Here is a 24,725-nt window from a genome sequence, read left to right as displayed (position 1 = left end):
TCGCCGTCCTTATTTCCAGCCCAGCAACAGGCCGTAAAGAATCCATTCGATGCCCTTGTCGAGCACCCACATGAAAAGGCCCATGACCGCCACAAACGCGAAAACGATACCCGTCATCTGGGTCGTTTCCTTGCGCGTGGGCCACGAGACACGCTTGACTTCGTTGTAGGACTCGCTGGCGAAGCTCAGGGTGCGGCGGCCGGGTTCGCTGAACCAGGCGATCACGGCTGCGATCACTAGGCCGCCGACGAATACGCCGATACGTGCAGGCATCGGTTGCGCGCTGAGCACGGAGAACCCGACGATGCCAGCAATAACGACAAGAACCGCCAGCCCGAGCTTCACCCGGTCGGCGGTACTGGTTACGGTTTCTACGCTGGTATTAGACATATTGCGACGCGAGCCGCCGTGAATGCGTAACTCGCGATGATCTCCCGCGGGTTTATCCTGGCGGTGGCAGGGGCAGTAGGAATCGAACCTACAACCTTCGGTTTTGGAGACCGACGCTCTGCCAATTGAGCTATGCCCCTAAAACACTACACTTGCACTACACAGCTGCTTCCGCCTACATGCAACAACTTGCGGAACCATACATCATACTACTTTTACAGCAAAGATGGATAGAGGGACTTTAGAGTCCACTCTACCCATCCGGGTATTGCTTACTTCAGGATCTTGGCGACGACGCCGGCGCCGACGGTACGACCGCCTTCACGGATGGCGAAACGCAGGCCTTCTTCCATGGCGATGGGGGCCAGCAGCTTGACCGTCATGGCCACGTTGTCGCCCGGCAGAACCATTTCCTTGTCGGCCGGCAGTTCGATCGTGCCCGTCACGTCCGTCGTGCGGAAGTAGAACTGGGGACGATAGCCTTGGAAGAACGGGGTGTGACGGCCGCCTTCTTCCTTGGACAGGATGTACACCTCGGAGGTGAAGTCGGTGTGCGGGGTGATCGAGCCCGGCTTGGCCAGAACTTGGCCGCGCTGGACGTCTTCACGCTTGGTGCCGCGCAGCAGGATGCCCACGTTGTCGCCCGCTTGACCTTGGTCCAGCAGCTTGCGGAACATTTCCACGCCCGTGCAGGTCGTCTTGACCGTCGGAACGATACCGACGATTTCGATTTCTTCGCCGACCTTGATCACGCCGCGTTCGATACGGCCGGTCACCACGGTGCCGCGACCCGAGATCGAGAACACGTCTTCAACCGGCATCAGGAACGTGCCGTCCACGGCGCGCTCGGGCGTCGGGATGTACGAATCCAGCGCAGCGGCCAGAGCCATGATGGCCTGTTCGCCCAGTTCGCCCTTGTCGCCTTCCAGTGCCAGCTTGGCCGAACCCTTCACGATCGGGGTGTCGTCGCCCGGGAAGTCGTACTTCGACAGCAGTTCGCGGACTTCCATTTCCACCAGCTCGAGCAGCTCGGCATCGTCAACCATGTCAGCCTTGTTCAGGAAGACGATGATGTACGGCACGCCAACCTGGCGCGACAGCAGGATGTGTTCGCGGGTTTGCGGCATCGGGCCGTCAGCGGCCGACACGACCAGGATCGCGCCGTCCATTTGCGCGGCGCCCGTGATCATGTTCTTCACATAGTCAGCGTGGCCCGGGCAGTCAACGTGCGCGTAGTGACGCGCTTCCGTTTCGTACTCGACGTGAGCCGTGTTGATCGTGATGCCGCGAGCCTTTTCTTCAGGAGTCGCATCGATCTGGTCGTAGCCCTTGGCTTCGCCGCCGAACTTGTTCGACAGAACGGTCGTGATGGCCGCCGTCAACGTCGTTTTGCCGTGGTCAACGTGACCAATCGTACCCACGTTCACGTGCGGCTTGGTACGTTCAAACTTGCCTTTTGCCATGGCTGACTCCTGACCTGGATTGCGCTTCTGACTGAAGAAAAGAGGAATTAGTGGTGCCCATGGCGCGGATCGAACGCGCGACCTCTCCCTTACCAAGGGAGTGCTCTACCACTGAGCCACATGGGCAAATAAATCTTGGAGCGGGTGAAGGGAATCGAACCCTCGTCGTAAGCTTGGAAGGCTTCTGCTCTACCATTGAGCTACACCCGCGGCATACCCTTTCACCTTCTCTTTCCCAAACCTTTTCAATCCGAAGCCCTGGAAAACCTTACAACCTTCTTTGCGAAGGCTGCTCAGCTTTCTGAGCTTCACATTGTAAATCCAGGCAAACCGCGCCTGGATTTAGGAATGGGTCTCTGGTGGAGGAGGTTGGATTCGAACCAACGTAGGCGCAAGGCCAACAGATTTACAGTCTGCCCCCTTTAACCACTCGGGCACTCCTCCAGAGGAGAATTCGAGATTATGAACACTTTCAAATCCGCTGTCAAACGCTTCGGACGAAATATTCAAAATTCTTCTTCAACCACCGCAGCGTTTCCGCGCAGAGGGGGCGAAGCTTACAGGTTTCCGCGAATTGCTGCACGGAAAAGATCGGAATACTGCTCGGGCGTGTAGTTGACGGGGTTGGTGCCGGCCGAAGGATCCTCGGCCGCCATGCGCCCTATTCGTTCGGCCTGAGCCTCGTCGATGCCGATTTCGGCCAGGGTATGCGGAATGCCCACGGTCTCGCGCAGGCGCAACACCCAGTCCAGCACCGCGCCAGGGCCGGAATCCGGCAGATCCAGATAGCGCGCCAAGGCCTGCAGCCGCGGCGCCACCGCGTGTTCGTTGGCTTTCAGCACATACGGCATCAGGATGGCGTTGAGCATGCCGTGATGCGCGTCGTACAGCGCGCCCAGCGGGTGCGCCAGCGCATGCATGGCGCCCAGCCCGCGCTGGAATGCCGTCGCGCCCATGCTGGACGCCACCAGCATCTGCAGGCGCGCCTGCTGGTCATCGCCATGGGCGACCGCCTGCGGCAGGTACTCCTTCACCAGGCGCATGCCTTCGATCGCGATGCCCGCCGCCATGGGATGGAAGAACGGCGAACAGTAGGCCTCCAGATTGTGCGACAGCGCGTCCATGCCCGTCGCCGCCGTGATCTTTGGCGGCAGGCCTACCGTCAGTTCAGGGTCCAGGATCACGACCGAGGGCAGCATGCGCGCATGGAAGATGATGCGCTTTACTTCAGCGGCCTCGTCGGTGATGACGGAGGCGCGCCCGACTTCGGAACCGGTGCCCGCAGTGGTCGGCACCGCCACCACCGGCGCCATGCCGGCCACGTCGACGCGCAAGTAGTTGTCGCCGATGTCCTCGAAATCCCATAGCGGCCGCGTCTGGCCCGCCATCAACGCAATGGCTTTGGCCGCGTCCAGCGCAGAACCTCCGCCGAATGCGATCACGCCGTCGTGGCCGCCCTGCTTGTAAGCACGCACGCCGTCGTCGACGTTGCGGCCCGTGGGGTTGCCTTTGATTTCGTGGAACAGGCCGCACTCCAGGCCGGCGTCACGGCAGCCCTGCGCGGCGCCCGCGACCATGGGCAAGGCGGCCAGCCCGGGATCCGTCACAAGCAATGGCCGCGCCATGCCCAGCCCGCGGCACAGCGCCGGCAATTCCTTGATGCGGCCAGGGCCGGCCTTGATGGCCGTGGGATAGTTCCAATTAACGCTGGGCAAGGTCATGGTTGGTTTCCTGATGGCGTCGTGTCAGACGCTGCGCAGATGAAAGGATTTGGCTTGCGTGAGCTGTTCGTAGCCAACAACCGACAGGGACACGCCGCGGCCGGAATTCTTGACGCCGGTCCAGGCCAGCGCGGGATCCAGGTAATCGCAGCGGTTCATGAAAAAGGTTCCCGTGCGGACCTGGCGACCGATATGCAAGGCCGCTTCCTCGTCCTGCGTGAAGGCCGCCGCCGTCAGGCCATAGGGACTGTCGTTCATCAGACCGATGGCTTCCTCGTCGCTGTCTACCGCCATGATTCCGACGGCCGGCCCGAAGCATTCATCGGTCATGATGCGCATGCGGTGATCGACCTGCGTGAGCAACGCCGGCGCGACATAAGGCGAGCCTATGCTCGCTTCCTTGAAATGCGAGCTATCAATCATATTCCTGGCGCCCGCCGAAACCGCTTCGTCGATGATGGCCCGGATCTCGGTGGCGGCCTTGGCGCGCACGACCGGGCCCAAGGTAGTGTCGGCGTGCAGCGGATTCCCCAGGACATAGCCGCGCGTCAACTCGACGGCGCGCTCGACGAATTCATCGTACCTGGTGCGCGCCACGTAGATGCGCTGGATGCCGCAGCAGGACTGGCCCGAATTGAAGTACGCGCCGTCCACCAGGGTTTCGACCGCGTGTTCGATCTTGGCGTCGGCCCGCACATAGGCCGGATCATTGCCGCCTAGCTCCAGGCCCATGCCGATAAAGCGCCCCGCCGCGCTTTCCTCGACCGCATGCCCTCCGCGCACGGACCCGGTGAACGACACGTAGCCGATCTCCGGCGCGCGGAGCAGCCGGTGCACGATGTCGTGGTTGGCATGCAGATACTGGAATACGCCTTTGGGCGCCCCGACCTCGCGGAACGCGCGTTCGATAAATTCCGCGCACAAGGGCGTCTGGTCGGAATGCTTGAGGATGACCGTATTGCCCGCCATCAGAGCGGGCACGATGCTGTTCACGGCCGTCAATAAGGGGTAGTTCCACGGCGCGATGGTCAACGCGACACCTATCGGCTCGCGGCTGATGAAGCGTGTGAAACCGGTTTGCTCCGGTACCTGGATGGGCGCCAGCGCCTCGCCCGCGATGGCGATCATGTGACGGGCGCGCGCCTCGAAGCCTGCCACTTCGCCCGGCGTGTAGCGCAATGGCCGTCCCATCTGGATGGTGATGGCGCGCGCGATCTCTTCCTTGGCGGCAACGAAGCGGTCGACGGCCGCGGACACGATGCGCCCCCGCTCCTGCACGCCCAGCGCCTGCCACGCGCCCTGCGCGGCTTGGGCGTCAGCGAGTGCCTGCGCGATCTGCGCCTCGCTGGCATAGGGTCGGCGCACGACCTCGCGCCCGTCGATGGGACTGATGGTGATGAGTTCCTGGGTCATGTCTGCCCTGCGCAAGCGATGTGGTTTGGATTCAGATGATTTCGAAGTAGCGCGCCAGTTCCCAATCGGTCACGTGGCGGCGGAACTGCCGTTCTTCCCATTCGCGCGTGGCGGCGTAGTGTTCGACGAAGGCATCGCCGAACAGATGCCGCGCGGCCTCGGATTCGCGCAGCCGCTGCGCGGATTCCCACAGCGTGGTGGGCAGGCGCAGATGCGCTGGAAACTGCTGCGTGTAGGCATTGCCCTGCACCATCGGCTCGGGTTCCAGGCCCTGTTCGATGCCATACAGACCCGAAGCCAGGGCGGCGGACAAGGCCAGGTAAGGATTGGCATCGGCTGATCCGATGCGCACCTCGACGCGCTGCGATTTGTCGCTGCCTGGAATCAGCCGCAGGGCGGTGGTACGGTTTTCCATGCCCCAGGTGGCATCCAGGGGCGCCCAGTACCCGGGCACCAGGCGCGAATAGCTGTTGATGGTCTGCGCATACAGGGCCATGAATTCCGGCAGGTAGCGCTGTACGCCGGCCATGAAGGAGGCTTGCGTCGCGCTCATGCCATGCGGCCGGGATTCGTCGTAGAAGGCGGAGCGGTTGGTCTTGTGATCGCGCAGCGACAGATGGATGTGGCCGCTCTGGCCGGGATGATCATGCGACCATTTCGCCATGAAGGTCGCCATCAGCCCGTTCTGCTGCGCCAGCGCCTTGGTGAAGGTCTTGAAGAGAAAGGCCTTGTCGCCCGCGGCCGCGGCCAGGTCCACCGCCAGTGCCGCTTCCAGCACGCCGGGCCCCGTTTCGGTGTGCAGGCCTTCGATGGGCATGTCCATGCGTTCGCACATGTCCAGCAGCTTGCGGTAGAAGTCGCCCTCGACCGTGCTGCGCAGCACCGAGTAGCCGAAATTTCCCGGCGTCCAGTTCTCCATGTTGCGGTAGTTCTTGGCGCGCACGGAATGCGGCGTTTCGCGGAACATGAAGAACTCGTACTCCAGCGCCGCATAGACGTCATAGCCCATGCCGGCGGCCCGGTCCAGCGTCCGGTGCAACAGGCGCCGCGGACAGATGGCGCCCGCGTCGCCTTCGAATTCCGCCAGGAACAGCAGCATGTCTTCGCCGCCCGGTCCCTGCTCCAGCGGCAGCCTGCGGCCGCTTTGGGGGATGATCCTGAGCTTGGCATCGGGATAGGCCGTGTGCCAACCCGTGTACTTGGTGTTGTCGTACAGCTGGTCGTCCAGGTCCCAGCCGAATACCACGTCGCAAAACGCCAGCCCCGAGCGCAGCGCGCCCAGGAACTTGTCGCGCCGCAGGTATTTGCCCAGCATGACGCCATCGACGTCGGACAAGCCTACCTTGATGTGCGAGAGCTGGCTGGCTTGCACCAGCCGCTCCGCGTCTTCCACCGTTGCTACCCCTAGTGCATGCATGCTCTTTCACCTTGTGACTGAAGCGTTGCGTTGGACTGCGGGCGGGCGGCGCGGCGTTCAGGTCATGGCCGCCCCCAGCACCCGCATCGCCTGGCGATGCAGCTGCGGCGTGGCGGCCGCGACGACGCGGCCCTGCGATTCGAGACTGAGCGGCTGCCCCGACCAATCGGTAATGACGCCGCCCGCCCCCTCGATCACGGGCATCAGCGCCAGATAGTCATACGGCTGCAGGCCGGACTCGACCACCAGGTCGACGTGTCCGCTGGCCAGGAGGCCGTAGCTGTAGCAATCGCCGCCGTAGCGGCGCATGCGCGCGGCCTGCGTCAGCGCCTCGAAGGCGGCCAGTTCCGCGCCGGCAAAAATGTCGGGCGAGGTGGCGTACAGAGTGGCCTGGCGCAGTTCGGCGCAAGCGCTGGCGCGACAGGCGGCGCCATTCAACTGCGCGGCCGCGCCTGCCGCACCGACCCAGCGCTCATCCAGCATGGGTATGTCGATCACCCCGAGCACGGGCTTGCCCCGATGCAGCAGCGCCAGCAGCGTGCCCCACAGCGGGTTGCCGGAAATGAAGGCGCGCGTGCCGTCGATGGGATCCAGCGACCACACGAATTCGGCTTCGGCATGCGAAGCGCCGAACTCCTCACCAAAAATGCCGTGCTCGGGATAGTGCTGGGCGATGGCCTCGCGCAGGGCAGCCTCGACTTCGCGGTCAGCCTGCGTGACCGGGCTTTCGTCCGCCTTGGTGTCCACGTCCAGCGGATGCCGGAACCACTTGCGCGACAAGGGACGCACGCGGTCCGCCAGCGTTTGGGCGAACGAGGAGTACGCGGCCAGCTGCTGCGCGGATAACGGCGGTGAAGTTTGCATCGATGAGCTCCAGGCGTGGCGCGGGAGGATGCGCCTACGCCAAAAAAACCCTTGAATACTGGTTTTTCCAGTCTAGACACGTTGCCACAAATTTGCAAACATACATAAAACTGCAACTTGCCGGATTTGTTGCAGAAGGCTGTCCAACTACGTAGCTCGCCACCGTTGCCGTGTATTCCAACCGGAGTCCCATCATGCAATGTATGAAGAAGCTTAGCCTTGTGGTTGCAGTAATTTCCCTAGGTTGGACGCAGGCTCACGCCGGCGCCATCACCGTCTACACCGCCCTCGAAGAAGACGAAATCGCGGCCTACCTGAAAGCCGCCAACGCCGCCATGCCGGACGTGAAGGTCAACGTGCTGCGGCTGTCCACCGGCGATCTGGGCGCGCGCCTGATCGCCGAGGCTTCCAACCCGCAGCAGGACGTGATCTGGGGGTTCGCCGTCAGCAACATGCTGGATCCGCGCCTGCAGAACCTGCTGGAGCCGTACGCGGCCAAAGGCATGGACGCCCTGCCCGCGCAGTACAAGGGCGCCGACCAGAAGTGGTTCGCAGCCACTGGCTACGTGGCCGCATTCTGTGTAAACACGGACAGGCTCAAGTCCAAGAACCTGCCCATGCCGACCTCCTGGGAAGACCTGACCAAGCCCGTCTACAAGGGCGAAATAGTTATCCCCAGCCCCGCGGCCTCGGGCACCGGCTATCTGCAGATCGTCGCGCTGCTGCAGGGCATGGGCAAGGAGAAAGGCTGGGCGCTGCTCAAGGACCTGGACAAGAACGTGGCGCAGTACACGCCGTCGGGCTCGCGCCCCTGCAAGATGGCGCGCGCCGGCGAGTACGCCATCGGCGTGTCCTTCGCCTTTCCCGCCATGCAATCCATAGAGGAAGGATTCCCCATCAAGATGGTGATTCCGTCCAAATGGGTGGGTTACGAGCTGGAAGCCTCGGGCCTGATGAAAACGGCCAAGAATCCCACCGACGCCAAACGTTTCCTCGATTGGACGCTATCGGCGCAGGCGGGCGGCCTGTACAGCAAGTACAAGGAACTGGTGACCATCCCCGGCGCCACGCCCAACAAGGCCGCCGAAGCCGCCGGCCTGCCCAAAGACCTGACCGCCGTGCTGTACCCCGTGGACTTCCCCAAGTCCGCCGCGGAACGGGACGCCACCATCAAGACCTGGCAGGAAACCATCAAGCGTTGACGGTGCCGCGGCCGGCGCACAGCCGGCTGCCGCCTGTCCTGGAGACGCCATGTATCTGGAATTGCGCGGAATCCGCAAGACGTTCGATGCGTCGGTAGCGCTGCAAGACATCGACCTGTCCGTGGGCGAACATGAATTCGTCTGCCTGCTTGGCCCCAGCGGCTGCGGCAAGACCACCTTGCTGCGCATCGTGGCGGGCCTGCTGCCCTTTGACCGCGGCACCATCACGCTGGGCGGGCGCGACCTGAGCGCGCTGCCGGCGCGCAAGCGCGGCTTCGGCATCGTGTTCCAGTCGTATTCTCTGTTCCCCAACATGACGGTGGCGCAGAACGTGGGTTACGGCCTGCGCATCCGCGGTGAATCGCGCGAACGCATCGGCGCGCGCGTGAAGGAACTGCTGACGCTGATCAAGCTGCCCGAGCATGCCGAACGCTATCCGCACCAGCTGTCCGGCGGCCAGCAGCAGCGCGTTGCGCTGGCGCGCGCGCTGGCGGTGGATCCGGCGCTGATCCTGCTGGACGAACCGCTGTCCGCGCTGGACGCGCGCGTACGCACCGACATGCGCGCCGAAATCCACGACGTGCAGCGGCGCCTGAAGATCCCCACGGTAATGGTGACGCACGATCAGGAGGAAGCGCTGACGCTGGCCGACAAGATCGTGTGCATGAACGACGGCCGCATCGAACAGGTAGGCTCGCCGTCAGATCTGTACCTGCGCCCGCGCACCCGTTTCGTGGCGAACTTCGTGGGCCTGAGCAATCTGCTGCCCACCGACTGGGTACGGGAGGCCATGCCCCAGCTGCTGGCGACGCGGCCCGAGGGAGCCAGCGAGCGCTACGAGGCCTGCCTGCGGCCCGAGAACCTGCGCATCGCCGCGGACGATCGCGGGCCTGGCCGTGTGCAGGACATGACGTTCATGGGCAACCTCACCCGCCTGCGCATCGCCTGGCAGGGACGCGAACTACTGGTGGAGCAACATGGCGCCGCCGGCCTGTCGCGCGGCGCCCCCGTACGGCTGGACATGGACCCGGGCCAGTGCGCCTGGGTCAGCGTATGACGGATCGCGCCACGCAAACCGGAGCCGCCGCTTGAGCGCCGCCCACGCCAGCCCGGCCATCGCGGCGCCAACCGGCCGCGCCCCCTGGTCCGCCGACCGCGTGCTGCTGTGGAGCTGCGTCGGCATTCCACTTGCCGGCCTGGCGCTGTTCTTCCTCTATCCGCTGGCGACCGTGGCGTGGCGCAGCCTGGTCGAGAAAGACGGCTCGGTCGGCCTGGGCAACTATGCCGAGGTCTTCGCCACGCGCGGCGTGCTCACCGCCACGCTCAACAGCCTGGTCATGAGCACCGCCACCACGGTGGTGAGCGTCGGGCTGGGCTTTGCCATCGCCTATGGCCTGGATCGCAGCTGCATGCGCGGCAAGGCCGCCGTGCGGCTGGCGCTGGTGCTGCCGCTGCTGGCGCCTTCGCTGGTTCAGGGCCTGGGACTCATTTTCCTGCTGGGCCGCAACGGGCTGGTACACCGCTGGACGGGCTGGGAGATCGATATCTACGGCTTCTGGGGCCTGTTGATCTCCAACGTGTTCTACGCCCTGCCCCAGGCCGTGCTGATCCTGCAGGCGGCCCTGCGCAACATGGACGCGCGCTACTACGACGCGGCCGAAGTCATGGGCGCGTCCGGCTCGCGCCAGTTCTTCGACATCACCCTGCCCAACTGCAAGTTCGGCCTCCTGAGCGCAGCTTTCGTGGTGTTCGTCATCACGATTACCGACTTCGGCAACGCGGCCGTGATCGGCGGCAATTACCGGGTGCTGGCCACGGAGATCTACAGCCAGGTGTCCGGGCAGATGAACTTCGGCATGGGCTCGGTGGTCGGCATCCTGCTGTTGCTGCCCTCGCTGATTTCGGTGCAGATCGAACGCGTCGCCTCGCAGCGCCAGTTCGGCTCGGCCTCGCCCAGCGGATTGCGGGTCACGCCGCAGCCGGCTCGCGGACGCGATGCGGCGTTCACCGCCGGCGTGCTGCTGGCCAGCGGCACCATCATCCTGACCGTGGCCACGGTGATCTTCGCCAGCTTCATGCGGCTATGGCCCTATCGCATGGAATGGACGCTGAAGCATTACGACATCACGGTCAGCGGCGGCTACACGCCGCTCTGGACGTCCTTGTACCTTTCCCTGGCGGCGGCAGGCGGCGGCGTACTGCTGCTGTTCTTCCTGAGCTTCGGGGTGTGCCGCATTCCACGCGCGTGGGCCAAGCTGGTGTACCTGGTCTCGGTGCTGCCGGTGGGAGTTCCTGGCCTGGTGCTGGGCTTGTCGTACATCTTCGCCTTCAACGCCCCCGGCACGCCGCTGTATGCGCTGTATGGCAGCGCCGCGCTGATCGCCTTGTGCAACTTCTACCACTACCACACGCAGGGTTTCCTGACGATGATGACCGGCATGCGCGCCGTGCCGCAGGCGCTGGAGGAGGCGGTCAGCTGCCTGGGCGGCGGCACGCTGCGGGTGCTGCGCGACGCGGTGCTGCCGCTGATCGGCCCGACCGTGCTCGGCGTGTTCTTCTTCCTGTTCATGCGGTCCATGGTGACGCTGTCAGCGGTGATCTTCCTGGTCACGCCATCCGTGAGCGTGGCGCCCGTTTCCGTCCTGCGCCTGGACGAAGCGGGGTTCGTCTCGCAGGCTGCCGCCTATTCAACCCTTATCATGCTGGTCGTGGGGGGCTCCCTGCTGGCATTGCGCGCGCTGATCGCCGCAGCCGCGCGGCGCCGGACATAGATTAGGAAACATCGGACATGTGGCAAGAAGAGCGGTATCAGAGAATCCGCGCCCTGCTGTCTTCATTGCAGCAGGTATCGACCGACCGTATCGTCGGCGAACTAGGGGTGTCGAGGGAAACAGTCAGGCGTGACCTGCTGGAACTGGAGGCCATGGGCGAATTACGCCGGGTGCACGGCGGCGCCGTGCCGGTACACAGCGAACCGCCCATCGCGGAACGCGTGCATACGCGCGTCAAATACAAGCGCGCCATCGCGCGCGCGGCCGCGGGGCTGGTATCCAGCGGACAGACCCTGTTCCTGGACGCCGGCAGCACCACCAGCGTGCTGGCCGACGAACTGGCCAAGCTGTCGGGCCTGACCGTCATCACCAACTCGTTCGACGTGGCCTTGAAGGTAGGCGCGGCCGGCAATGGCGCGAACCAGCTCATCATGCTGGGCGGCTCCGTGGGCGGCCCCGTCTGCGCCACGGCTGGCGACATCACGATCGCCGAGATCCACCGCTATCGCGCGGATCTGGCGCTGCTGTCGCCGGTGGGCGTGGACGCCGAATTCGGCGCCACCAACTACGACCTGCGCGAGGCCGAGGTGGCGCGCGCCATGGCGGCCAGCGCCAAGCAACTGGTGCTGCTGGCCGACTTCAGCAAGATCGGCTTGTGCAGCCGCGTGTCGTACTGCAGCGCGGACCGCATCGACCATCTGGTCACCAACACCAGCGCGCAGAAGTCGCCCGCCTACGCCGCCTTGAAATCCGCCGTCGGCAAAATCCTGGCGGTGTAGTGCAAGCTTCGGCCACGCGTCAGTCCAGCGACACGCCCGCAGTTTTCACCATGTCGGCCCAGTACACGGTGTCTTCCTGCAGCCGCGTCTTGAATGCGGCGGGCTGGCTGCCCACCGCCCAGCTGCCGCCGCTGTTGATCTTGGCGATCACGGCGGGCGATTTCATCGCCTGCCCCACTGCTTGCGCCAGGTAGGCGACGCGCTCGGGCGGGGTGCCGGCGGGCGCGAACAGTCCGTACCAGTCATCGGCGGTAATGCCCTCCATGCCTGCCTGCTTGAGTGTGGGCGCCCCCTTGAAGATGCCGATGCTGTTCTCGTGGCTGAGCGCCAGGATGCGCAGCTTGCCGGCGGCGACCATGGGTTCGGCCGAGGCCGGTGAAGTTATCAACATGTCCACCGTGCCTCCCATGAGATCGGTGATGGCGGGCGCTGCACCGCGATACGGCACATGCACCAGTTTCACATCGGCCTTCTGCGACAGCAGCGCGCCCATCAGATGGCTCATGGTGCCGTTGCCGGGCGTCGCATAGGTGACCACGCCGGGCTGCTTGCGCGCGGCGTCCAGATAGTCGTTCAGCGTGCGGTACGGGCCCTCGCTGCGCGCCACCAGCACCAGCGGCGCGGAAGTGATCTGCGAGATGGGCGTGAAGTCCTTGACGGGATCAAAGCCCACGTTCTTGTACAGGCGCGGATTGACGGCCATGACGCTGGTCTGCGACATCACCAGGGTATAGCCATCGGGCTTGGCGCGCGCCACCTGCGCCGTGCCGACGTTGCCGCCCGCGCCCGAGCGGTTTTCCACCACCACACTCTGGCCCGTGATGGCGCCCAGTTCCTGCGCGATCAGGCGTGCGACGCCGTCATTACCGCCCCCCGGAGGAAACGGCGACACGACCGTGATGGCCTGCCTGGGATAGTCGGGTAGAGGCGCGGGCGCCTCGGCGTGGACGACGGTCCCCCACAGCAAACCGGCCAGCGCCGCGGCAGCGGCCTTGCGTATGTGCGATGCATGGTGCTTCATCTGAGTTCCCCTTGTGATTGGCGGCCGGATACTCGGCCGTCCTTTGCATTCCGGTTCGGCATGAACCGTCCGCACCCCGGCCGTGCAGGCCGGGGCGTACTTTTCGGATTGATGCGTCTGCTGTGCCGCGAGGCCGGATCAGGCGAGCGCGGCGGCTCCGGTGTCAGCGGGCCGGAAAGCGGTAGCCCGCCAGTTCGCGTTCGTCGATCTGCTTGACCAGATTGGTCTCCCAGGCCAGGTACTGGCGCGCGGCGGCCTTGTTGCCGTCGTGGCGGTCATGCACAAAAAACAGATAGTCGATGCAGTCGGCGTCGGCGGGCTCGGCCGGCGTGGACGCCAGTGCGATGCCCTGCGCGGCCCAGCCAGAGGGATCTCCGGTGTTGGCATGGATGTCGTTCACTCCCAGCGCCCGCAAGTCCTGCGCGGCCCAGGCGGCCAGGGCCGCATCCTCGGCCAGCAACACTACCGGACGCGTGGCGTCCAGGGGCAGGCTGGCGAGACGCGGGCGAATGGACCAGCGCGCGCCTGCAATATGGCTGGCGCGATAGCGCATGCTGGGACGAAGATCGATCAGCTGCGCGCCCTGCGCGCGCGCGGCTGCAAGCTGCGCATCATCCAGCAAGGGCAATTGCGGCGCCAGCGCCTTTTCCACAGGGTTGTCCAAATGCGCCTGCACGCCTTCGCGCAGCACGCTGGCGTCCCAGCCCATCTGCCGCAGCCAGCTGGCGACCACCGGCGCGCGCACGCCTTCGGCATCGAACACGACGATGCGCGCGCCGCGCACGGCCAGGTACTGGTCGGTGGCCTGGATCAACTGGCCGCCAGGCGTGTGCTGCGCACCGGGCAGCGAACCTTGGGCGTGCTCTTCGGCGCTGCGCACATCGCACAGGAAGGTGCTGCGGTTCTTGTCGCGCAACCATGCTTGCACCGCTTGCGCACTCACCGTAGGCACGCCATGGCTTTCGGCCAGTCGCGCGGAACGCTGTGCCAGCGCGGGCAGGTCTTGTGGTGCAACGCCATCGTCGTAGCGGCGGCGCGCGCCGTGTTCAAGCTGCAGATCCTCGAGGTACCAGCCTTGCGTGCCGTTCTCCAGCGCGTAGACAGGATTGGGTACGCCCAGGTTGATCAGCGTCTGCGCCCCGATGATGCTGCGCGTGCGGCCGGCGCAGTTCACCACAATGGTGGTCTGCGGATTGCTCGCCAGCGCGTGGGCGCGCAGCGCCAGTTCCCCGTTGGGGCAGCAGATGCCGCCCGGGATGCTCATCTTCTGGTATTCCGCATAAGGCCTGCCGTCCAGCACGATCAGGTCGTCGCCGCGGCGCTGGCGTTCGGCCAGGTCGCGCGCGCCGATACGCGGGGTGTGGAAAACTTCTTCGGCCAGTTCGCCGAAGGTTTTGCTGGGCACGTTCACGCCCGCGAAGACGGCATAGCCGTCGCGCTGCCATTGCGCGATGCCGCCGCTCAGGCGATGGACATTGCAGTACCCAAGCGCTGTCAGGGCCTGCGCGGCGCGCGCCGCCGTGTCATCGGCGCCGCCGTCGTCGTAGAGCGCGATGCGCACATCGCGCCGCGGCGCCAGGCGCACGATATCCACTTCCAGCCGGCTGTAGGGCACGGGCGCGGCGTAGAACAGATGGCCCTCGCCATACTGGCCATGCTCGCGCACGTCCAGCAGCGCGATTTCCGCGCCATCATGCAGCCATTGCTTGAGCGTGTGCGGATCGATGTCGATGGCGGACGGGTCTTGAGTGGGGTGCATCATGGTGTTCAGCGAAGACGGAGAAAGTCGGGATAGCGCTTGTTTCAGGTCGGCGATGAGGTCGTCGGGGTCCTCCAGGCCTACATGCAGGCGCAGCATGGCGCCGCGCGGCTCGGGATCCGGCAAAGACCGCGCCGCGGCAAGATTCACCGGTATCACGAGGCTTTCGAAACCGCCCCACGATGCGCCGATGCCGAATAGCTGCAGGCTGTTGATAAGTCGCTCGACGGCGTCGACGCCGACCGCGCCGGCGAACTCCACCGTCAGGAGGCCATTCGCGCCGGTGCAATCGCGCTGCCACAACGCGTGGGAAGGATCGCCGGGCAAGGCTGGACACAGGACACGCGCCACTTCCGGACGGCTCAACAGAAAGTCCGCCACACGCAAGGCGCTGCGGGCGTGCTGCGCCATGCGCAAAGGCAGCGTGCGCATGCCGCGCAACACCAGATAGGCGTCATCGGCGCCAACGGTCTGCCCCAGATCCACGGTGGCGCGCTCCAGCGCATTCCAGGCCCGTGCATTGGAGATCACCGCGCCCATCATCACATCGGCATGTCCGCCCAGATACTTGGTGGCCGCCAGGATCGAAATGTCGGCGCCCAATGTCAGGGGTTGATGCAGCAATCCGGAGGCCCAGGTGTTATCCACAGCCAGCCAGCAATCATGCACGCGGGCCAAAGCGGCCAACGCCGGCAGATCTGGCATCTCATAAGTCAGCGAGCCCGGCGACTCCGCGTAGATCATGCGGGTTTGAGGACGGATGAGCGCTTCGATGCCCGTGCCGTCAGGCTGGTAGTACGTATACGCGATGCCCAGCCGCGCCAGATGTTCCGCGCAGAAGCGGCGCACGGGCTCGTACACCGCATCCGTGATCAGTACGTGGTCCCCGGCGCGCAAGTAAGCCAGCAGCACGGTGGCGATGGCGGCCTGGCCGGTGGGATACAGCTTGGCGCGATAGCCTTCTTCCAGCTCGACCAACGCGTCTTCGAGCGCGTGCGTGCTATCGGTGCCGCGCGCGCCGTAGGACGGCAGGCGTTCCTGGTCGCGGCGGCTGCGCGTGTCGCGCCAGGCCTGCACGCTTTCGAAGACGTAGGTGCTGGCGCGCGTGACGGGCGTATTGACCCAGCCGCGATGAGGGCGACCGGCGCGCAGGAGGCGCGTGGCGGACCGATAGGGCTTGTCCATGATCAGCGGCGCGTCTGCACGCCGATCGGCATGACTTTGCAGGTGCCGGCTTGCAGGTCGAACGCCAGGCGTTCGGTCAGCGTTTCCAGTGCGCGGCCGTACATGTGCAGGTGGCGGATGACGCTGTCGCCCTGGATTTCCACGGCGTGGATATCGTCCGGCATCAGCGCGATGCCGGTGCCGGGGCCAACCACCACGGTGCCGGTCTTTTCGAGCCGGCCCACGCCGGGCACGGAGCCGTCGTCGCTGCGGTCATAGACGTAGTTGTATTCCACGCCTTCCACGGCCGCGATACAGGCCCAGGTCGTGTGGTTGTGTGGAACGATCTGCTTGCCGGGACGCATGACGTTCAGATAGAGCGCGTAGCTTTTGTCGGCGTCCTCGGCGATCAGGTAGCGGGCCTGGCGTTCGCCGTCTTCCGGCGCGGGATAGCGGTCGGCTGCCCACCAGTCGGTGTGGCCGGCCAAGCCGATCAACTCGTCGAGTACGGCCTGGAGACTGTCGCGGTTCAGCCCCTTATTTCCTACAGTTTTTTTAATATTTCCGATGGCGTTAGCGATGCCGGCTTGGTGAGGATGTGCGTTGCTCACTTTACGTTTTCCCTATTTTCATGAGTTATGCCATTGAATGTATCCCCCCTGCTGGCGTGGAACAATTTAAATTGCCTTAAGATTCCATTAGCGTCGCTAATACTTTCTACACACCCATGCGCAACCTGGATCTGGACCTGCTCCGCACGCTGACGGCCATCGCCCGGCACGACACCTTTTCGGAAGCCGCCAACCGCCTGCACAAGACACAGTCCGCCGTGACGCAACAGATGCAGCGGCTGGAATCCCTTATCGGCCAGCCCTTGTTCGAGAAGCAGGGCCGCAACAAGGTGCTTTCGTCGCATGGGCGGCGTCTGGTGGAATATGCCCGCCACATGCTGGCCATCAACGATGAGGCGCTGCGCGCCCTGCAGGACGGGCCGTTGGAAGGCGACCTGAAGCTGGGCGCGCCGCTGGACGTGGCGGACTCGATCCTGCCCACGCTGCTGACGCACATCGCGCGCTCGGCGCCGCGCGTGAAACTGGAAATCCGCACGGATCGCAGTCCCTTCCTGATGGACGCTCTGCGCGCCGGGGAGCTCGACCTGACGATATCCACGCGCTTCGACCAGGACTTCGAGGGCGTGGCGCTGCGCACTTCGCCCACAGTGTGGCTGGCTTCGGCCGACTACGTGCACGACATGCATGCGCCAGTGCCGCTGGTGCTTGCCGACGAACCCAGCATCTTCCGCCGGCTGGCGCTCACGGCCCTGGAACAGGCGCGCGTGCGCTGGCACACCAACTATGTGGCGCCGACGCTGGTGGGGATAAAGGCCGCGCTGCGCGCCGGCTTGGGCGTCACTGCGCGCAGCGTGGAGCTGCTGGGGCCGGAAATGCGCGTGTTGGGTGAAAAGGAAGGATTGCCGCCCTTGCCCGACGTGACGTACTTCCTGTGGATAAGGCCGGACCTGATAAATCCGCTGACACGACAGGTCTACGACATGCTCAAGACCAGCCTGGGGCTGGCTCAGCAAGGCGATGCGGCGGCCCAGCCGCCGCGCATCAATAGCGGTCGAACAGATCCTGCAGGGCAGCCGGATCGCGCGTGACGGATAGGCCCAGCATCAGCAGGATGCGGGCTTTCTGGGGGTTCAGGTCGCGCGCGGCAACAAACCCCAGACGGGCGTCATCGAGTTCGACGTCGCGCGCCACGAAGCCGCTGCCCGTGCGGCTGGACCGCACGACCGCCACACCGTTGGCCGCGGCGCGGCTCAGGCTTTCAATGGCCAGATCCGTAGCGTTGCCGTCGCCGACGCCGGCCAGCACGATGCCATCGGCGGCATCGGCCAGAAAATCGATCAGATCGCCCTGCAGGTTGGCATGGGCATAGACAACGTCCACGCGGGGCCAGCGGGCCTTTTCCAACAATGCGAGTGAAAACTCGCTTTCGGTGGTATGCGTCGTGGTGTTGCGCGAATAGAAGCATGGAACACCGCCGTGCATGACTCCGGCGCGGCCGCGATTGGGCGACGCGAACGCGCAGAGGCCGGCGCTGGCGATCTTCTGGATCTCGCGGGCGTAGTGCACATCTTCGTTCATGACGACAAGCGGCCCGCGGCCACGCGCCTCGGGATGGCGCGCCAGCGCCACCGCGTTGTACAGATTGGCCGGGCCTTCGGCGCCCAGCGCGGTGGCCGGACGCATGGCGCCCACCATCACTACGGGCTTGTCGTGGCGTATCACCAGGCTCAGGAAGTACGCCGTTTCTTCCAGCGTATCCGTGCCATGCGTGATGACGATGCCCGCCACCGAGGCGTCGCGGCTCAGCGCATCCACGCGCTCCGCCAGCGCGCGCCACACGGCGTGCGTCATGTTCTGGCTGCCGACGTTGGCGACCTGCTCGGCGCGGATCTCGGCGATGTTCGCCAGTTGCGGCACGGCGGCCAGCAAGTCATCGACGGAAAACGAGCCTGCCTTGTAGCCGGCGGAGGTCGCGTCAGCCTGTGCGCCGGCGATCGTGCCGCCCGTCGCCAGTACCGCGATGACAGGCAGCGCGCGCTCAGGCATCCACTACTCCGGACAGGCCCTGGCGCTCGAGCAGGGAATTCAGGTGTTCCCAGCCATGGAAGTCGATGACGATCTGGCCCTTTTCCTTGGCGCCCACTTTCAGCGCGACGCGCGTACCCAGATGGTCGGACAGCGCCTCTTCCAGGCGGGTCAGGTCGCGCGACACGCCGTTGGCCTTCTTCTTGGGCGCGGCGGACGACTCGGTTTCCTTGGCGGTCTTGGCGACCAGCTTTTCCGCTTCACGCACCGACAGGCGACGCGCGATGATTTGATTGGCCAGCTGGATCTGCGTGGCCGCATCAACGGCGAGCAGCGCCCGCGCATGGCCCATGTCCACGTCGCCCGCCAGCAGCATGGTCTGCACGGCCGCCGCCAGGTTCAAGAGGCGCAACAGGTTGCTGGTGGCCGAACGCGAACGGCCGATTGCTTGCGCGGCCTGCTCATGCGTCAAGCCGAATTCATCCAGCAGCCGGCGCACGCCCTGCGCTTCTTCCAGCGGATTCAGATCTTCGCGCTGGATGTTTTCAATCAACGCCATGACGGCCGCGTTCTCGTCGGCCACTTCACGCACCAGCACCGGCACTTCCTTCAGGCCCGCAATTTGCGCAGCGCGGAAGCGCCGTTCGCCGGCGATGATCTCATAGTGGCCGGGTGCGGCTTCGCCCAGTGCGCGCACAAGAATGGGTTGCATGATGCCTTGTGTGCGGATCGATTCGGCCAGTTCGCCCAAAGCGCCCTCGTCCATGCGCGTGCGCGGCTGATACTTGCCGGCGCGCATCTTCGAGACGGGCAAGGTGGACGGCGGACCCTCGGGCTTGGCGGCGGCAGCAGCCTTGCCGATGTTCTCGATGGCTGGCGCGTCGGCGCCGAGCAAGGCGTCCAGTCCGCGGCCCAATCCCTTGGGTTTCTTGGTGGCCATAATTAAATCCTCTTTCCTTCTGTTTTTGTATCCCGAGCCTGGCTCAGGCGTCCGTCTGCTCGGCGGGCAGGCGGTACCAATACGCGTAACAGTCTTTGAAACCGTAGCGGCCATACAAGGCGCGCGCGGCGGTATTCTCCGGCTCAACCTGCAAATAGGCTGTCGTGGCGCCGCCGGTGGCGCCTGTTGCCAACAAGTGTTCAATCAGGGCGGCTGCGTAGCCTTTGCGCCGCTGCCCCGGGTCCGTGACGATATCGAACAGGCCCAGCAAGTCACCGTCGCGGACAGCCAGGCCCGCGGCAACGCACTGCCCCGCCGTGTCCGTTGCCAGCACCGGCGAGATATCCACAGCCAGTCCTTGCAAGCGCGTCCGATGTTCGGCGATGTGTGCGGATTCCGAGTTGCGCATTGCCCCGACCGCCGCCGCGAAGCGCCCGGTATCGACAATATTGAAAAGCAGATCGCCCCGGACGCTGGGCCTGGGAGCGAGCGGCATGCACATGACTCGGGTCTCGTCGGTAAAGGTATAACCGCGGGACTCCAGTTCGGCGTCGAGGGAAAAATCGGGACCGATGGAGGTAATGCGCAGCACCATGGGCAAGCCATGGCGCGCATACAACGATGAACAATACGCCAGCCGCTCGTCCAACGGACGTGTGGATAACCCCAGCACATTGATACTGCGTGCGCGCTTGGCCGACGAGGGCGCGAACCGCACCAGCCAGCCATCGAAAAGCACCTGCGCGCCGACCGCGGTCGCGTTCAACGCTGCCTCTTCCAGACGCGTGCGCAGGCTGTCGCGCGCATCGATGCGCGGCGTACCGGGGACTGGCATTTCGGTCTGGGAAAAGAGCGGGACGGCGGACATGGTTGTGGCCTACTTCAGATCCTTCTTCACGCGCTCAATCATTTCAGCGCCAAACGAGATGTAGGCCTGCGCACCGCGCGAGCCGCGGTCGTACACCACGCCAGGCATGCCGTAGCTGGGGGCTTCGGCCAGACGCACGTTGCGCGGCACCACGGTCTTGAAAACCTTGTCGCCGAAATGCGCCTCTAGTTGCGCGGAGACCTGCTGTTGCAGGGTCATGCGCGGATCGAACATGACGCGCAACAATCCAATGACGCGCAGATCGTCGTTGATGTTCCGGTGCACGCGCTTGATGGTATTGACCAGGTCGGACAGGCCTTCCAGCGCGAAGTACTCGCACTGCATCGGAATGATGACGCCATGGGCGGCGGCCAGGCCGTTCAAGGTCAGCAGCGACAGCGTGGGCGGACAATCGATCAGCACGAAGTCGTACTGCGTGGCGACCGTGTCGATCGCGGCCTTCAATTGGCGCTCGCGTTGTTCCATCTGCACCAGGTCGATCTCGGCGCCGGACAGTTCGCGGTTGGCGGGCAGCACGTCGTAGCCGCCAGACTCGGACTTCACGCGGGCTTGCTCGATGTTGGATTCACCGATCAGCACCTGGTACAGGTTCGACTCGAGCGAGTTCTTGTCGATGCCGCTGCCCATCGTGGCATTGCCTTGCGGGTCCAGGTCCACCAGCAGCACACGTTGGTTGTGCGTGGCAAGGCCCGCCGCCAGATTGATGGCGGTCGTCGTCTTGCCCACACCGCCCTTCTGGTTGGCAATGCAGAAAACGCGGGCGGAGGTGCTGGGGGGTATGTTCTTCATAGGGTTCCTTGACTACGGCGCATCCAGATCAGGCAGCGTTCGGCCTGCAATTCAGGCACGCGCAACGGCTGGATGTGATCGACTTGCCATTCTCCGCGCGCATGCAGCGCCTGTATTTCGTCCTCGGGGACCTTGCCCTTCATGGCGACGAGGGTACCATCGTTGCGTACATGGCGACCTGCGAGTTGCGCAAAATCGTCCAAGGAAGCGAAGGCGCGCGACGTCACGATGTTGCACTCGGCCGAAGTCAGCGTTTCAATGCGCGCGTGGCTGGCCTGCAGATTGGGCAAGGCCAGCACGCCACTCATCTGCCGCACGAAGGCCGTCTTCTTTTCAACTGCGTCCACGCAGGTCACCGACCAATGGGGCCGCATGATCGCCAGAACGACGCCTGGCAGGCCGCCGCCCGATCCGACGTCGTAGACCTTGGCCGGCGTACCAGAAGCGCCCAGCGCCTCGCTGAACGGCCCCACGGCGGCCAAGCTGTCGAACAGGTGCTGGATCAGCATCTGCTGCGGATCGCGGATGGCGGTGAGGTTATAGGTCCGGTTCCAGCGCTGCATCTGCGACAGATAGTTCAGCAGCTTGGCCATCGTGGCGGCATCGGCTTCCAGGCCCAGTTGCTCGCAGGCGCGAGACAGGCGGCCGGCCATGTCCGCGCCGGCCGTATCGGCGTGCGCGCTCATGCCGCTTGCTTGCGCGAGCCGTAATGCAGGCGCTTCAGATGGATCAGCAGCAATGAGATTGCAGCGGGAGTGACGCCGGAAATGCGCGCGGCCTGGCCGATGGTTTCCGGGCGATGCGCCTTGAGCTTCTGGCGCACTTCAAACGACAGGCTGGTCACCGCGTCGTAGTCGACATCGGCAGGTATGGCCTGTTGTTCATGCGCGATCTGCTTCTGGACTTCAACCTGCTGGCGGTCGATGTAGCCGGCGTACTTCACCTGGATCTCGACCTGCTCGGCCAGCACTTCGTCTTCCATCACCCCGGGGCCGGCCAGGAGCGAGCCGTCGGCATTGCGGGCAGCCATCAAGGCTTCATAGGAAACATTGGGTCGTTTCAGCAGATCTGAAAGTGAGTACTCACGTTCAATTGCCTTGCCCAGCAGCGGTTCCGCAACTTCGGCGGGCAGTATACGCGGATTCACCCAGGAGGATTTCAAACGTTCGACTTCCGCGGACACCGCGTCGCGCTTGCGATTGAAGGCATCCCAGCGGGCGTCATCCACGATTCCCAGGCGGCGGCCGATTTCGGTCAGACGCAGGTCGGCATTGTCTTCGCGCAGGCTAAGCCGGTATTCGGCCCGGGACGTAAACATGCGGTACGGCTCAGTCACGCCACGCGTGACCAGGTCGTCCACCAACACGCCCAGATAAGCCTCGTCGCGGCGCGGAGTCCATTGCTCGCGCTCCAGCGAGAACAGCGCGGCGTTGACGCCAGCCAGTAGCCCTTGGGCGGCCGCTTCTTCGTAGCCGGTGGTGCCGTTGATCTGTCCGGCAAAGTACAGGCCCGTGATCGCCTTGGTTTCCAGGGTGCTCTTCAATCCACGTGGATCGAAGTAGTCGTACTCGATAGCGTAGCCGGGGCGCAAGATGTGCGCGTTTTCCAGGCCGGGCAGGGAATGGATCAACGCCAGCTGCACATCGAACGGCAAACTCGTCGACACGCCGTTCGGATAAACCTCGTGGGTATCCAGCCCTTCCGGTTCCAGGAAGACCTGGTGCGACTCTTTGTCGGCAAAGCGATGGATCTTGTCTTCGATGGACGGGCAGTAACGCGGCCCCACCCCCTCGATCACGCCGCTGTACATCGGCGAGCGGTCCAGGCCGCCGCGGATGATGTCATGGGTACGGGCGTTGGTATGCGTGATCCAGCAAGGCAGCTGGCGCGGGTGCATGGCGACATTGCCCATGTAGGAAAACACGGGAATCGGATCCAGATCGCCAGGCTGCTCTTCCAGGATGCTGTAGTTGATCGAGCGGCCGTCGATGCGCGGCGGCGTGCCGGTCTTCAAACGTCCTTGCGGCAAGGCCAGTTCCTTCAGGCGTTGCCCCAGGGAGATCGCAGGAGGGTCGCCGGCACGGCCGCCCGAATAGTTCTGCAGGCCCACGTGAATCAGGCCGTTCAGGAACGTGCCTGCGGTCAACACCACGGACTTGGCGCGAAACTTCAAACCGATCTGGGTAACGGCGCCGACCACACGGTCGCCCTCCACCATCAGGTCCTCGACCGCTTGTTGGAAGAGCCAGAGGTTTGGCTGGTTTTCCAAGCGGCCACGGATGGCCTTGCGATAGAGGACGCGGTCAGCCTGGGCGCGCGTAGCGCGGACTGCTGGTCCCTTCGATCCATTAAGGATGCGGAATTGAATCCCGGACTCATCCGTCGCCAAGGCCATCGCGCCGCCCAGGGCGTCGACTTCTTTGACAAGGTGGCCCTTGCCGATCCCGCCAATGGAGGGATTGCAAGACATTTGACCTAGGGTTTCGATGTTATGCGTCAGCAGCAGCGTCTGGGCGCCGGTGCGGGCAGCAGCTAGCGCAGCTTCGGTGCCGGCGTGGCCGCCACCGACGACGATGACATCGAATTCGCGGGGATAGTCCATGATGGGGGGAGGTAAGAGAGAGCGTTCGGTGCTCATTATAGAGGCAGGGATTGCATGTTTCACGTGAAACATGCTTCGGTGCAGCAAGAACCTGATAAAGCCGAAAGCGCCGTCGGCAAAAAACAGCTTCACAGACTTCTAAGGCATGAATATGTCGGCAAGTGCCACTGCTTTGCCGCGCCATGTTTCACGTGAAACGTCGTACTTATCTGGCCCAGTCACGTCCTTACTGCTGCATTACCGTTCCTCAAAGTACCCCTTTGCCTTGCGCTTACCCGCCCGTTGCCCTCAATTCGCCATATGCGAGTACGGGTGAGTGAGGTATGTTCCACGTGAAACATGTCGGATCTCCGTGGCATCGCCCGCGCATATGAACACCCTATTCCCTGCCTAGAGTGATTCGTCCTCTCGCCCATATGCTGAATCCCCGGATGTTCCACGTGAAACATCCCCCCTACCGCGGCATGGAGAGCTCGTTCGGCTGGTAAAGTGGCCGCGCTCAATACCAATCACGATTGCATACTCCAACTACAGTCCAACCACGACCAAGCGTCGCATGTTATATCGTCATGAGCCTTTGCGCCATTTGAGAACGCCAGGATGTCAATTTTGACCATCCGCACTATCGATGTTTCACGTGAAACATCGTTGCCTATACGCAGCAGGTGATCAACGTTTCACGTGAAACGTTGATCATGCATAGGGCGAGCAAAAGAAGAAGAGGCCTGTTTCACACCCAAGAATGTTCCACGTGAAACACGAACGCAGCACTTCAAAGGCCGGCAGAGATAGGAATACCGGCATCCGCTTGAGCCTCGTCGCTCAAGATCCGTACCAAGTCATCTCGTCTCATGAAACCCTCTGATTTCAATCCCATGAAGGTTCATCCAAAAAAAGGCGATTTTCCAACCCCTACCCTACCCCTTACCCGAAACAGAGCATTT

At 64.1% G+C, this 24,725-nt stretch carries 20 protein-coding genes, 4 tRNA genes and 1 pseudogene; 5 read left to right on the top strand and 20 right to left on the bottom strand.

Annotation, left to right across the window (positions count from 1 at the left end):
• Nucleotides 1-9 precede the first annotated feature (9 nt).
• The 10 genes from secE to hisN form a co-directional block, all read right to left on the bottom strand.
• Nucleotides 10-390: a preprotein translocase subunit SecE gene (gene secE, locus HV793_RS07720; RefSeq protein WP_054459362.1), complete on the bottom strand. Its 381-nt coding sequence runs from the start codon at nucleotides 388-390 to the stop codon at nucleotides 10-12.
• Nucleotides 391-454: 64 nt separating this feature from the next.
• Nucleotides 455-530, bottom strand: a tRNA-Trp gene (locus tag HV793_RS07715).
• 132 nt (nucleotides 531-662) lie between these two features.
• Complete coding sequence (tuf, locus tag HV793_RS07710; RefSeq protein ID WP_175205412.1) at nucleotides 663-1,853, bottom strand: elongation factor Tu; 1,191 nt, start codon at nucleotides 1,851-1,853, stop codon at nucleotides 663-665.
• A gap of 51 nt (nucleotides 1,854-1,904) precedes the next feature.
• Nucleotides 1,905-1,979: transfer RNA gene (locus HV793_RS07705), tRNA-Thr, on the bottom strand.
• A gap of 10 nt (nucleotides 1,980-1,989) precedes the next feature.
• Nucleotides 1,990-2,063: transfer RNA gene (locus HV793_RS07700), tRNA-Gly, on the bottom strand.
• Nucleotides 2,064-2,210: 147 nt separating this feature from the next.
• Nucleotides 2,211-2,297, bottom strand: a tRNA-Tyr gene (locus HV793_RS07695).
• 113 nt (nucleotides 2,298-2,410) lie between these two features.
• A complete protein-coding gene (locus HV793_RS07690) occupies nucleotides 2,411-3,574 on the bottom strand; it encodes an iron-containing alcohol dehydrogenase (RefSeq protein ID WP_175212952.1) in 1,164 nt (387 codons plus the stop codon).
• A gap of 24 nt (nucleotides 3,575-3,598) precedes the next feature.
• Nucleotides 3,599-4,987, bottom strand: a complete 1,389-nt coding sequence (locus tag HV793_RS07685; protein ID WP_175212951.1) for an aldehyde dehydrogenase family protein — start codon at nucleotides 4,985-4,987, stop codon at nucleotides 3,599-3,601.
• Between the two features lie 31 nt (nucleotides 4,988-5,018).
• Nucleotides 5,019-6,404, bottom strand: a complete 1,386-nt coding sequence (locus tag HV793_RS07680) for a glutamine synthetase family protein (protein ID WP_054455860.1) — start codon at nucleotides 6,402-6,404, stop codon at nucleotides 5,019-5,021.
• Nucleotides 6,405-6,461: 57 nt separating this feature from the next.
• On the bottom strand, nucleotides 6,462-7,268 hold the full coding sequence (gene hisN / locus HV793_RS07675) for a histidinol-phosphatase (RefSeq protein WP_175212950.1): 807 nt from the start codon (nucleotides 7,266-7,268) through the stop codon (nucleotides 6,462-6,464).
• A 194-nt stretch (nucleotides 7,269-7,462) separates the two neighbouring features.
• Between hisN and HV793_RS07670 the strand changes: the two genes are divergently transcribed.
• From HV793_RS07670 to HV793_RS07655, 4 genes are read left to right on the top strand one after another with little or no spacing between them, the layout of a single operon-like run.
• A complete protein-coding gene (locus HV793_RS07670) occupies nucleotides 7,463-8,470 on the top strand; it encodes an ABC transporter substrate-binding protein (protein WP_119449757.1) in 1,008 nt (335 codons plus the stop codon).
• 49 nt (nucleotides 8,471-8,519) lie between these two features.
• Nucleotides 8,520-9,527, top strand: coding sequence for an ABC transporter ATP-binding protein (locus HV793_RS07665; protein ID WP_175212949.1), 1,008 nt, complete (start codon nucleotides 8,520-8,522; stop codon nucleotides 9,525-9,527).
• Nucleotides 9,528-9,558: 31 nt separating this feature from the next.
• Nucleotides 9,559-11,241: an ABC transporter permease subunit gene (locus HV793_RS07660; RefSeq protein ID WP_119449759.1), complete on the top strand. Its 1,683-nt coding sequence runs from the start codon at nucleotides 9,559-9,561 to the stop codon at nucleotides 11,239-11,241.
• Nucleotides 11,242-11,258: 17 nt separating this feature from the next.
• Nucleotides 11,259-12,020 (top strand): DeoR/GlpR family DNA-binding transcription regulator, encoded by a 762-nt coding sequence (locus HV793_RS07655; protein WP_054455856.1) that lies wholly within the window; start codon nucleotides 11,259-11,261, stop codon nucleotides 12,018-12,020.
• A gap of 19 nt (nucleotides 12,021-12,039) precedes the next feature.
• On the opposite strand, the gene HV793_RS07650 is transcribed toward HV793_RS07655, so the two are convergent.
• The 4 genes and pseudogenes from HV793_RS07650 to HV793_RS07635 all read right to left on the bottom strand — a co-directional run bounded on the left by HV793_RS07650 (nucleotide 12,040) and on the right by HV793_RS07635 (nucleotide 16,575).
• Nucleotides 12,040-13,041 (bottom strand): Bug family tripartite tricarboxylate transporter substrate binding protein, encoded by a 1,002-nt coding sequence (locus tag HV793_RS07650; RefSeq protein ID WP_125470756.1) that lies wholly within the window; start codon nucleotides 13,039-13,041, stop codon nucleotides 12,040-12,042.
• A gap of 163 nt (nucleotides 13,042-13,204) precedes the next feature.
• The gene (locus tag HV793_RS07645; RefSeq protein ID WP_175213166.1) at nucleotides 13,205-14,803 is read right to left on the bottom strand and encodes a rhodanese-like domain-containing protein; all 1,599 of its coding nucleotides are present in this window, start codon (nucleotides 14,801-14,803) and stop codon (nucleotides 13,205-13,207) included.
• Between the two features lie 36 nt (nucleotides 14,804-14,839).
• Nucleotides 14,840-15,985: pseudogene (gene metC / locus HV793_RS07640) on the bottom strand (cystathionine beta-lyase); the annotation flags it as partial.
• A 2-nt stretch (nucleotides 15,986-15,987) separates the two neighbouring features.
• Nucleotides 15,988-16,575: a cysteine dioxygenase family protein gene (locus HV793_RS07635; protein ID WP_119449761.1), complete on the bottom strand. Its 588-nt coding sequence runs from the start codon at nucleotides 16,573-16,575 to the stop codon at nucleotides 15,988-15,990.
• Nucleotides 16,576-16,691: 116 nt separating this feature from the next.
• Here HV793_RS07635 and HV793_RS07630 point away from each other — a divergent pair, with 116 nt between their 5' ends.
• Entirely contained in the window at nucleotides 16,692-17,624 is a 933-nt protein-coding gene (locus HV793_RS07630; RefSeq protein WP_175181601.1) for a LysR substrate-binding domain-containing protein, read from the top strand.
• On the opposite strand, the gene HV793_RS07625 is transcribed toward HV793_RS07630, so the two are convergent.
• From HV793_RS07625 to mnmG, 6 genes are read right to left on the bottom strand one after another with little or no spacing between them, the layout of a single operon-like run.
• Nucleotides 17,578-18,582 (bottom strand): asparaginase, encoded by a 1,005-nt coding sequence (locus HV793_RS07625; RefSeq protein ID WP_054455849.1) that lies wholly within the window; start codon nucleotides 18,580-18,582, stop codon nucleotides 17,578-17,580. The genes HV793_RS07630 and HV793_RS07625 overlap by 47 nt on opposite strands.
• Nucleotides 18,575-19,501, bottom strand: coding sequence for a ParB/RepB/Spo0J family partition protein (locus HV793_RS07620; RefSeq protein ID WP_054455848.1), 927 nt, complete (start codon nucleotides 19,499-19,501; stop codon nucleotides 18,575-18,577). Before HV793_RS07620 ends, HV793_RS07625 begins: the two co-directional genes overlap by 8 nt.
• Nucleotides 19,502-19,544: 43 nt before the next feature.
• Nucleotides 19,545-20,369, bottom strand: a complete 825-nt coding sequence (locus tag HV793_RS07615; protein ID WP_119449764.1) for a GNAT family N-acetyltransferase — start codon at nucleotides 20,367-20,369, stop codon at nucleotides 19,545-19,547.
• Between the two features lie 9 nt (nucleotides 20,370-20,378).
• Complete coding sequence (locus HV793_RS07610; protein ID WP_054455845.1) at nucleotides 20,379-21,179, bottom strand: ParA family protein; 801 nt, start codon at nucleotides 21,177-21,179, stop codon at nucleotides 20,379-20,381.
• Nucleotides 21,176-21,865, bottom strand: coding sequence for a 16S rRNA (guanine(527)-N(7))-methyltransferase RsmG (gene rsmG, locus HV793_RS07605; protein ID WP_054455844.1), 690 nt, complete (start codon nucleotides 21,863-21,865; stop codon nucleotides 21,176-21,178). Before rsmG ends, HV793_RS07610 begins: the two co-directional genes overlap by 4 nt.
• Nucleotides 21,862-23,781 (bottom strand): tRNA uridine-5-carboxymethylaminomethyl(34) synthesis enzyme MnmG, encoded by a 1,920-nt coding sequence (gene mnmG / locus HV793_RS07600; RefSeq protein ID WP_054455843.1) that lies wholly within the window; start codon nucleotides 23,779-23,781, stop codon nucleotides 21,862-21,864. The genes rsmG and mnmG overlap by 4 nt, the downstream gene beginning before the upstream one ends.
• Nucleotides 23,782-24,725 lie beyond the last annotated feature (944 nt).

This window comes from Achromobacter aegrifaciens (genome assembly GCF_902859965.1).
Taxonomy (GTDB): domain Bacteria; phylum Pseudomonadota; class Gammaproteobacteria; order Burkholderiales; family Burkholderiaceae_B; genus Achromobacter; species Achromobacter aegrifaciens.
Note: the sequence above shows the minus strand (reverse complement) of the source record. Positions and strands in the feature narration are given on the sequence as shown.

Coding starts and splice junctions, on each gene's coding strand:
- secE (WP_054459362.1), bottom strand. CDS start 390: ATGTCTAATACCAGCGTAGAAACCGTAACCAGTACCGCCGACCGGGTG.
- tuf (WP_175205412.1), bottom strand. CDS start 1,853: ATGGCAAAAGGCAAGTTTGAACGTACCAAGCCGCACGTGAACGTGGGT.
- HV793_RS07690 (WP_175212952.1), bottom strand. CDS start 3,574: ATGACCTTGCCCAGCGTTAATTGGAACTATCCCACGGCCATCAAGGCC.
- HV793_RS07685 (WP_175212951.1), bottom strand. CDS start 4,987: ATGACCCAGGAACTCATCACCATCAGTCCCATCGACGGGCGCGAGGTC.
- HV793_RS07680 (WP_054455860.1), bottom strand. CDS start 6,404: ATGCATGCACTAGGGGTAGCAACGGTGGAAGACGCGGAGCGGCTGGTG.
- hisN (WP_175212950.1), bottom strand. CDS start 7,268: ATGCAAACTTCACCGCCGTTATCCGCGCAGCAGCTGGCCGCGTACTCC.
- HV793_RS07670 (WP_119449757.1), top strand. CDS start 7,463: ATGCAATGTATGAAGAAGCTTAGCCTTGTGGTTGCAGTAATTTCCCTA.
- HV793_RS07665 (WP_175212949.1), top strand. CDS start 8,520: ATGTATCTGGAATTGCGCGGAATCCGCAAGACGTTCGATGCGTCGGTA.
- HV793_RS07655 (WP_054455856.1), top strand. CDS start 11,259: ATGTGGCAAGAAGAGCGGTATCAGAGAATCCGCGCCCTGCTGTCTTCA.
- HV793_RS07650 (WP_125470756.1), bottom strand. CDS start 13,041: ATGAAGCACCATGCATCGCACATACGCAAGGCCGCTGCCGCGGCGCTG.
- HV793_RS07645 (WP_175213166.1), bottom strand. CDS start 14,803: ATGATGCACCCCACTCAAGACCCGTCCGCCATCGACATCGATCCGCAC.
- HV793_RS07630 (WP_175181601.1), top strand. CDS start 16,692: ATGCGCAACCTGGATCTGGACCTGCTCCGCACGCTGACGGCCATCGCC.
- HV793_RS07625 (WP_054455849.1), bottom strand. CDS start 18,582: ATGCCTGAGCGCGCGCTGCCTGTCATCGCGGTACTGGCGACGGGCGGC.
- HV793_RS07620 (WP_054455848.1), bottom strand. CDS start 19,501: ATGGCCACCAAGAAACCCAAGGGATTGGGCCGCGGACTGGACGCCTTG.
- HV793_RS07615 (WP_119449764.1), bottom strand. CDS start 20,369: ATGTCCGCCGTCCCGCTCTTTTCCCAGACCGAAATGCCAGTCCCCGGT.
- HV793_RS07610 (WP_054455845.1), bottom strand. CDS start 21,179: ATGAAGAACATACCCCCCAGCACCTCCGCCCGCGTTTTCTGCATTGCC.
- rsmG (WP_054455844.1), bottom strand. CDS start 21,865: ATGAGCGCGCACGCCGATACGGCCGGCGCGGACATGGCCGGCCGCCTG.
- mnmG (WP_054455843.1), bottom strand. CDS start 23,781: ATGGACTATCCCCGCGAATTCGATGTCATCGTCGTCGGTGGCGGCCAC.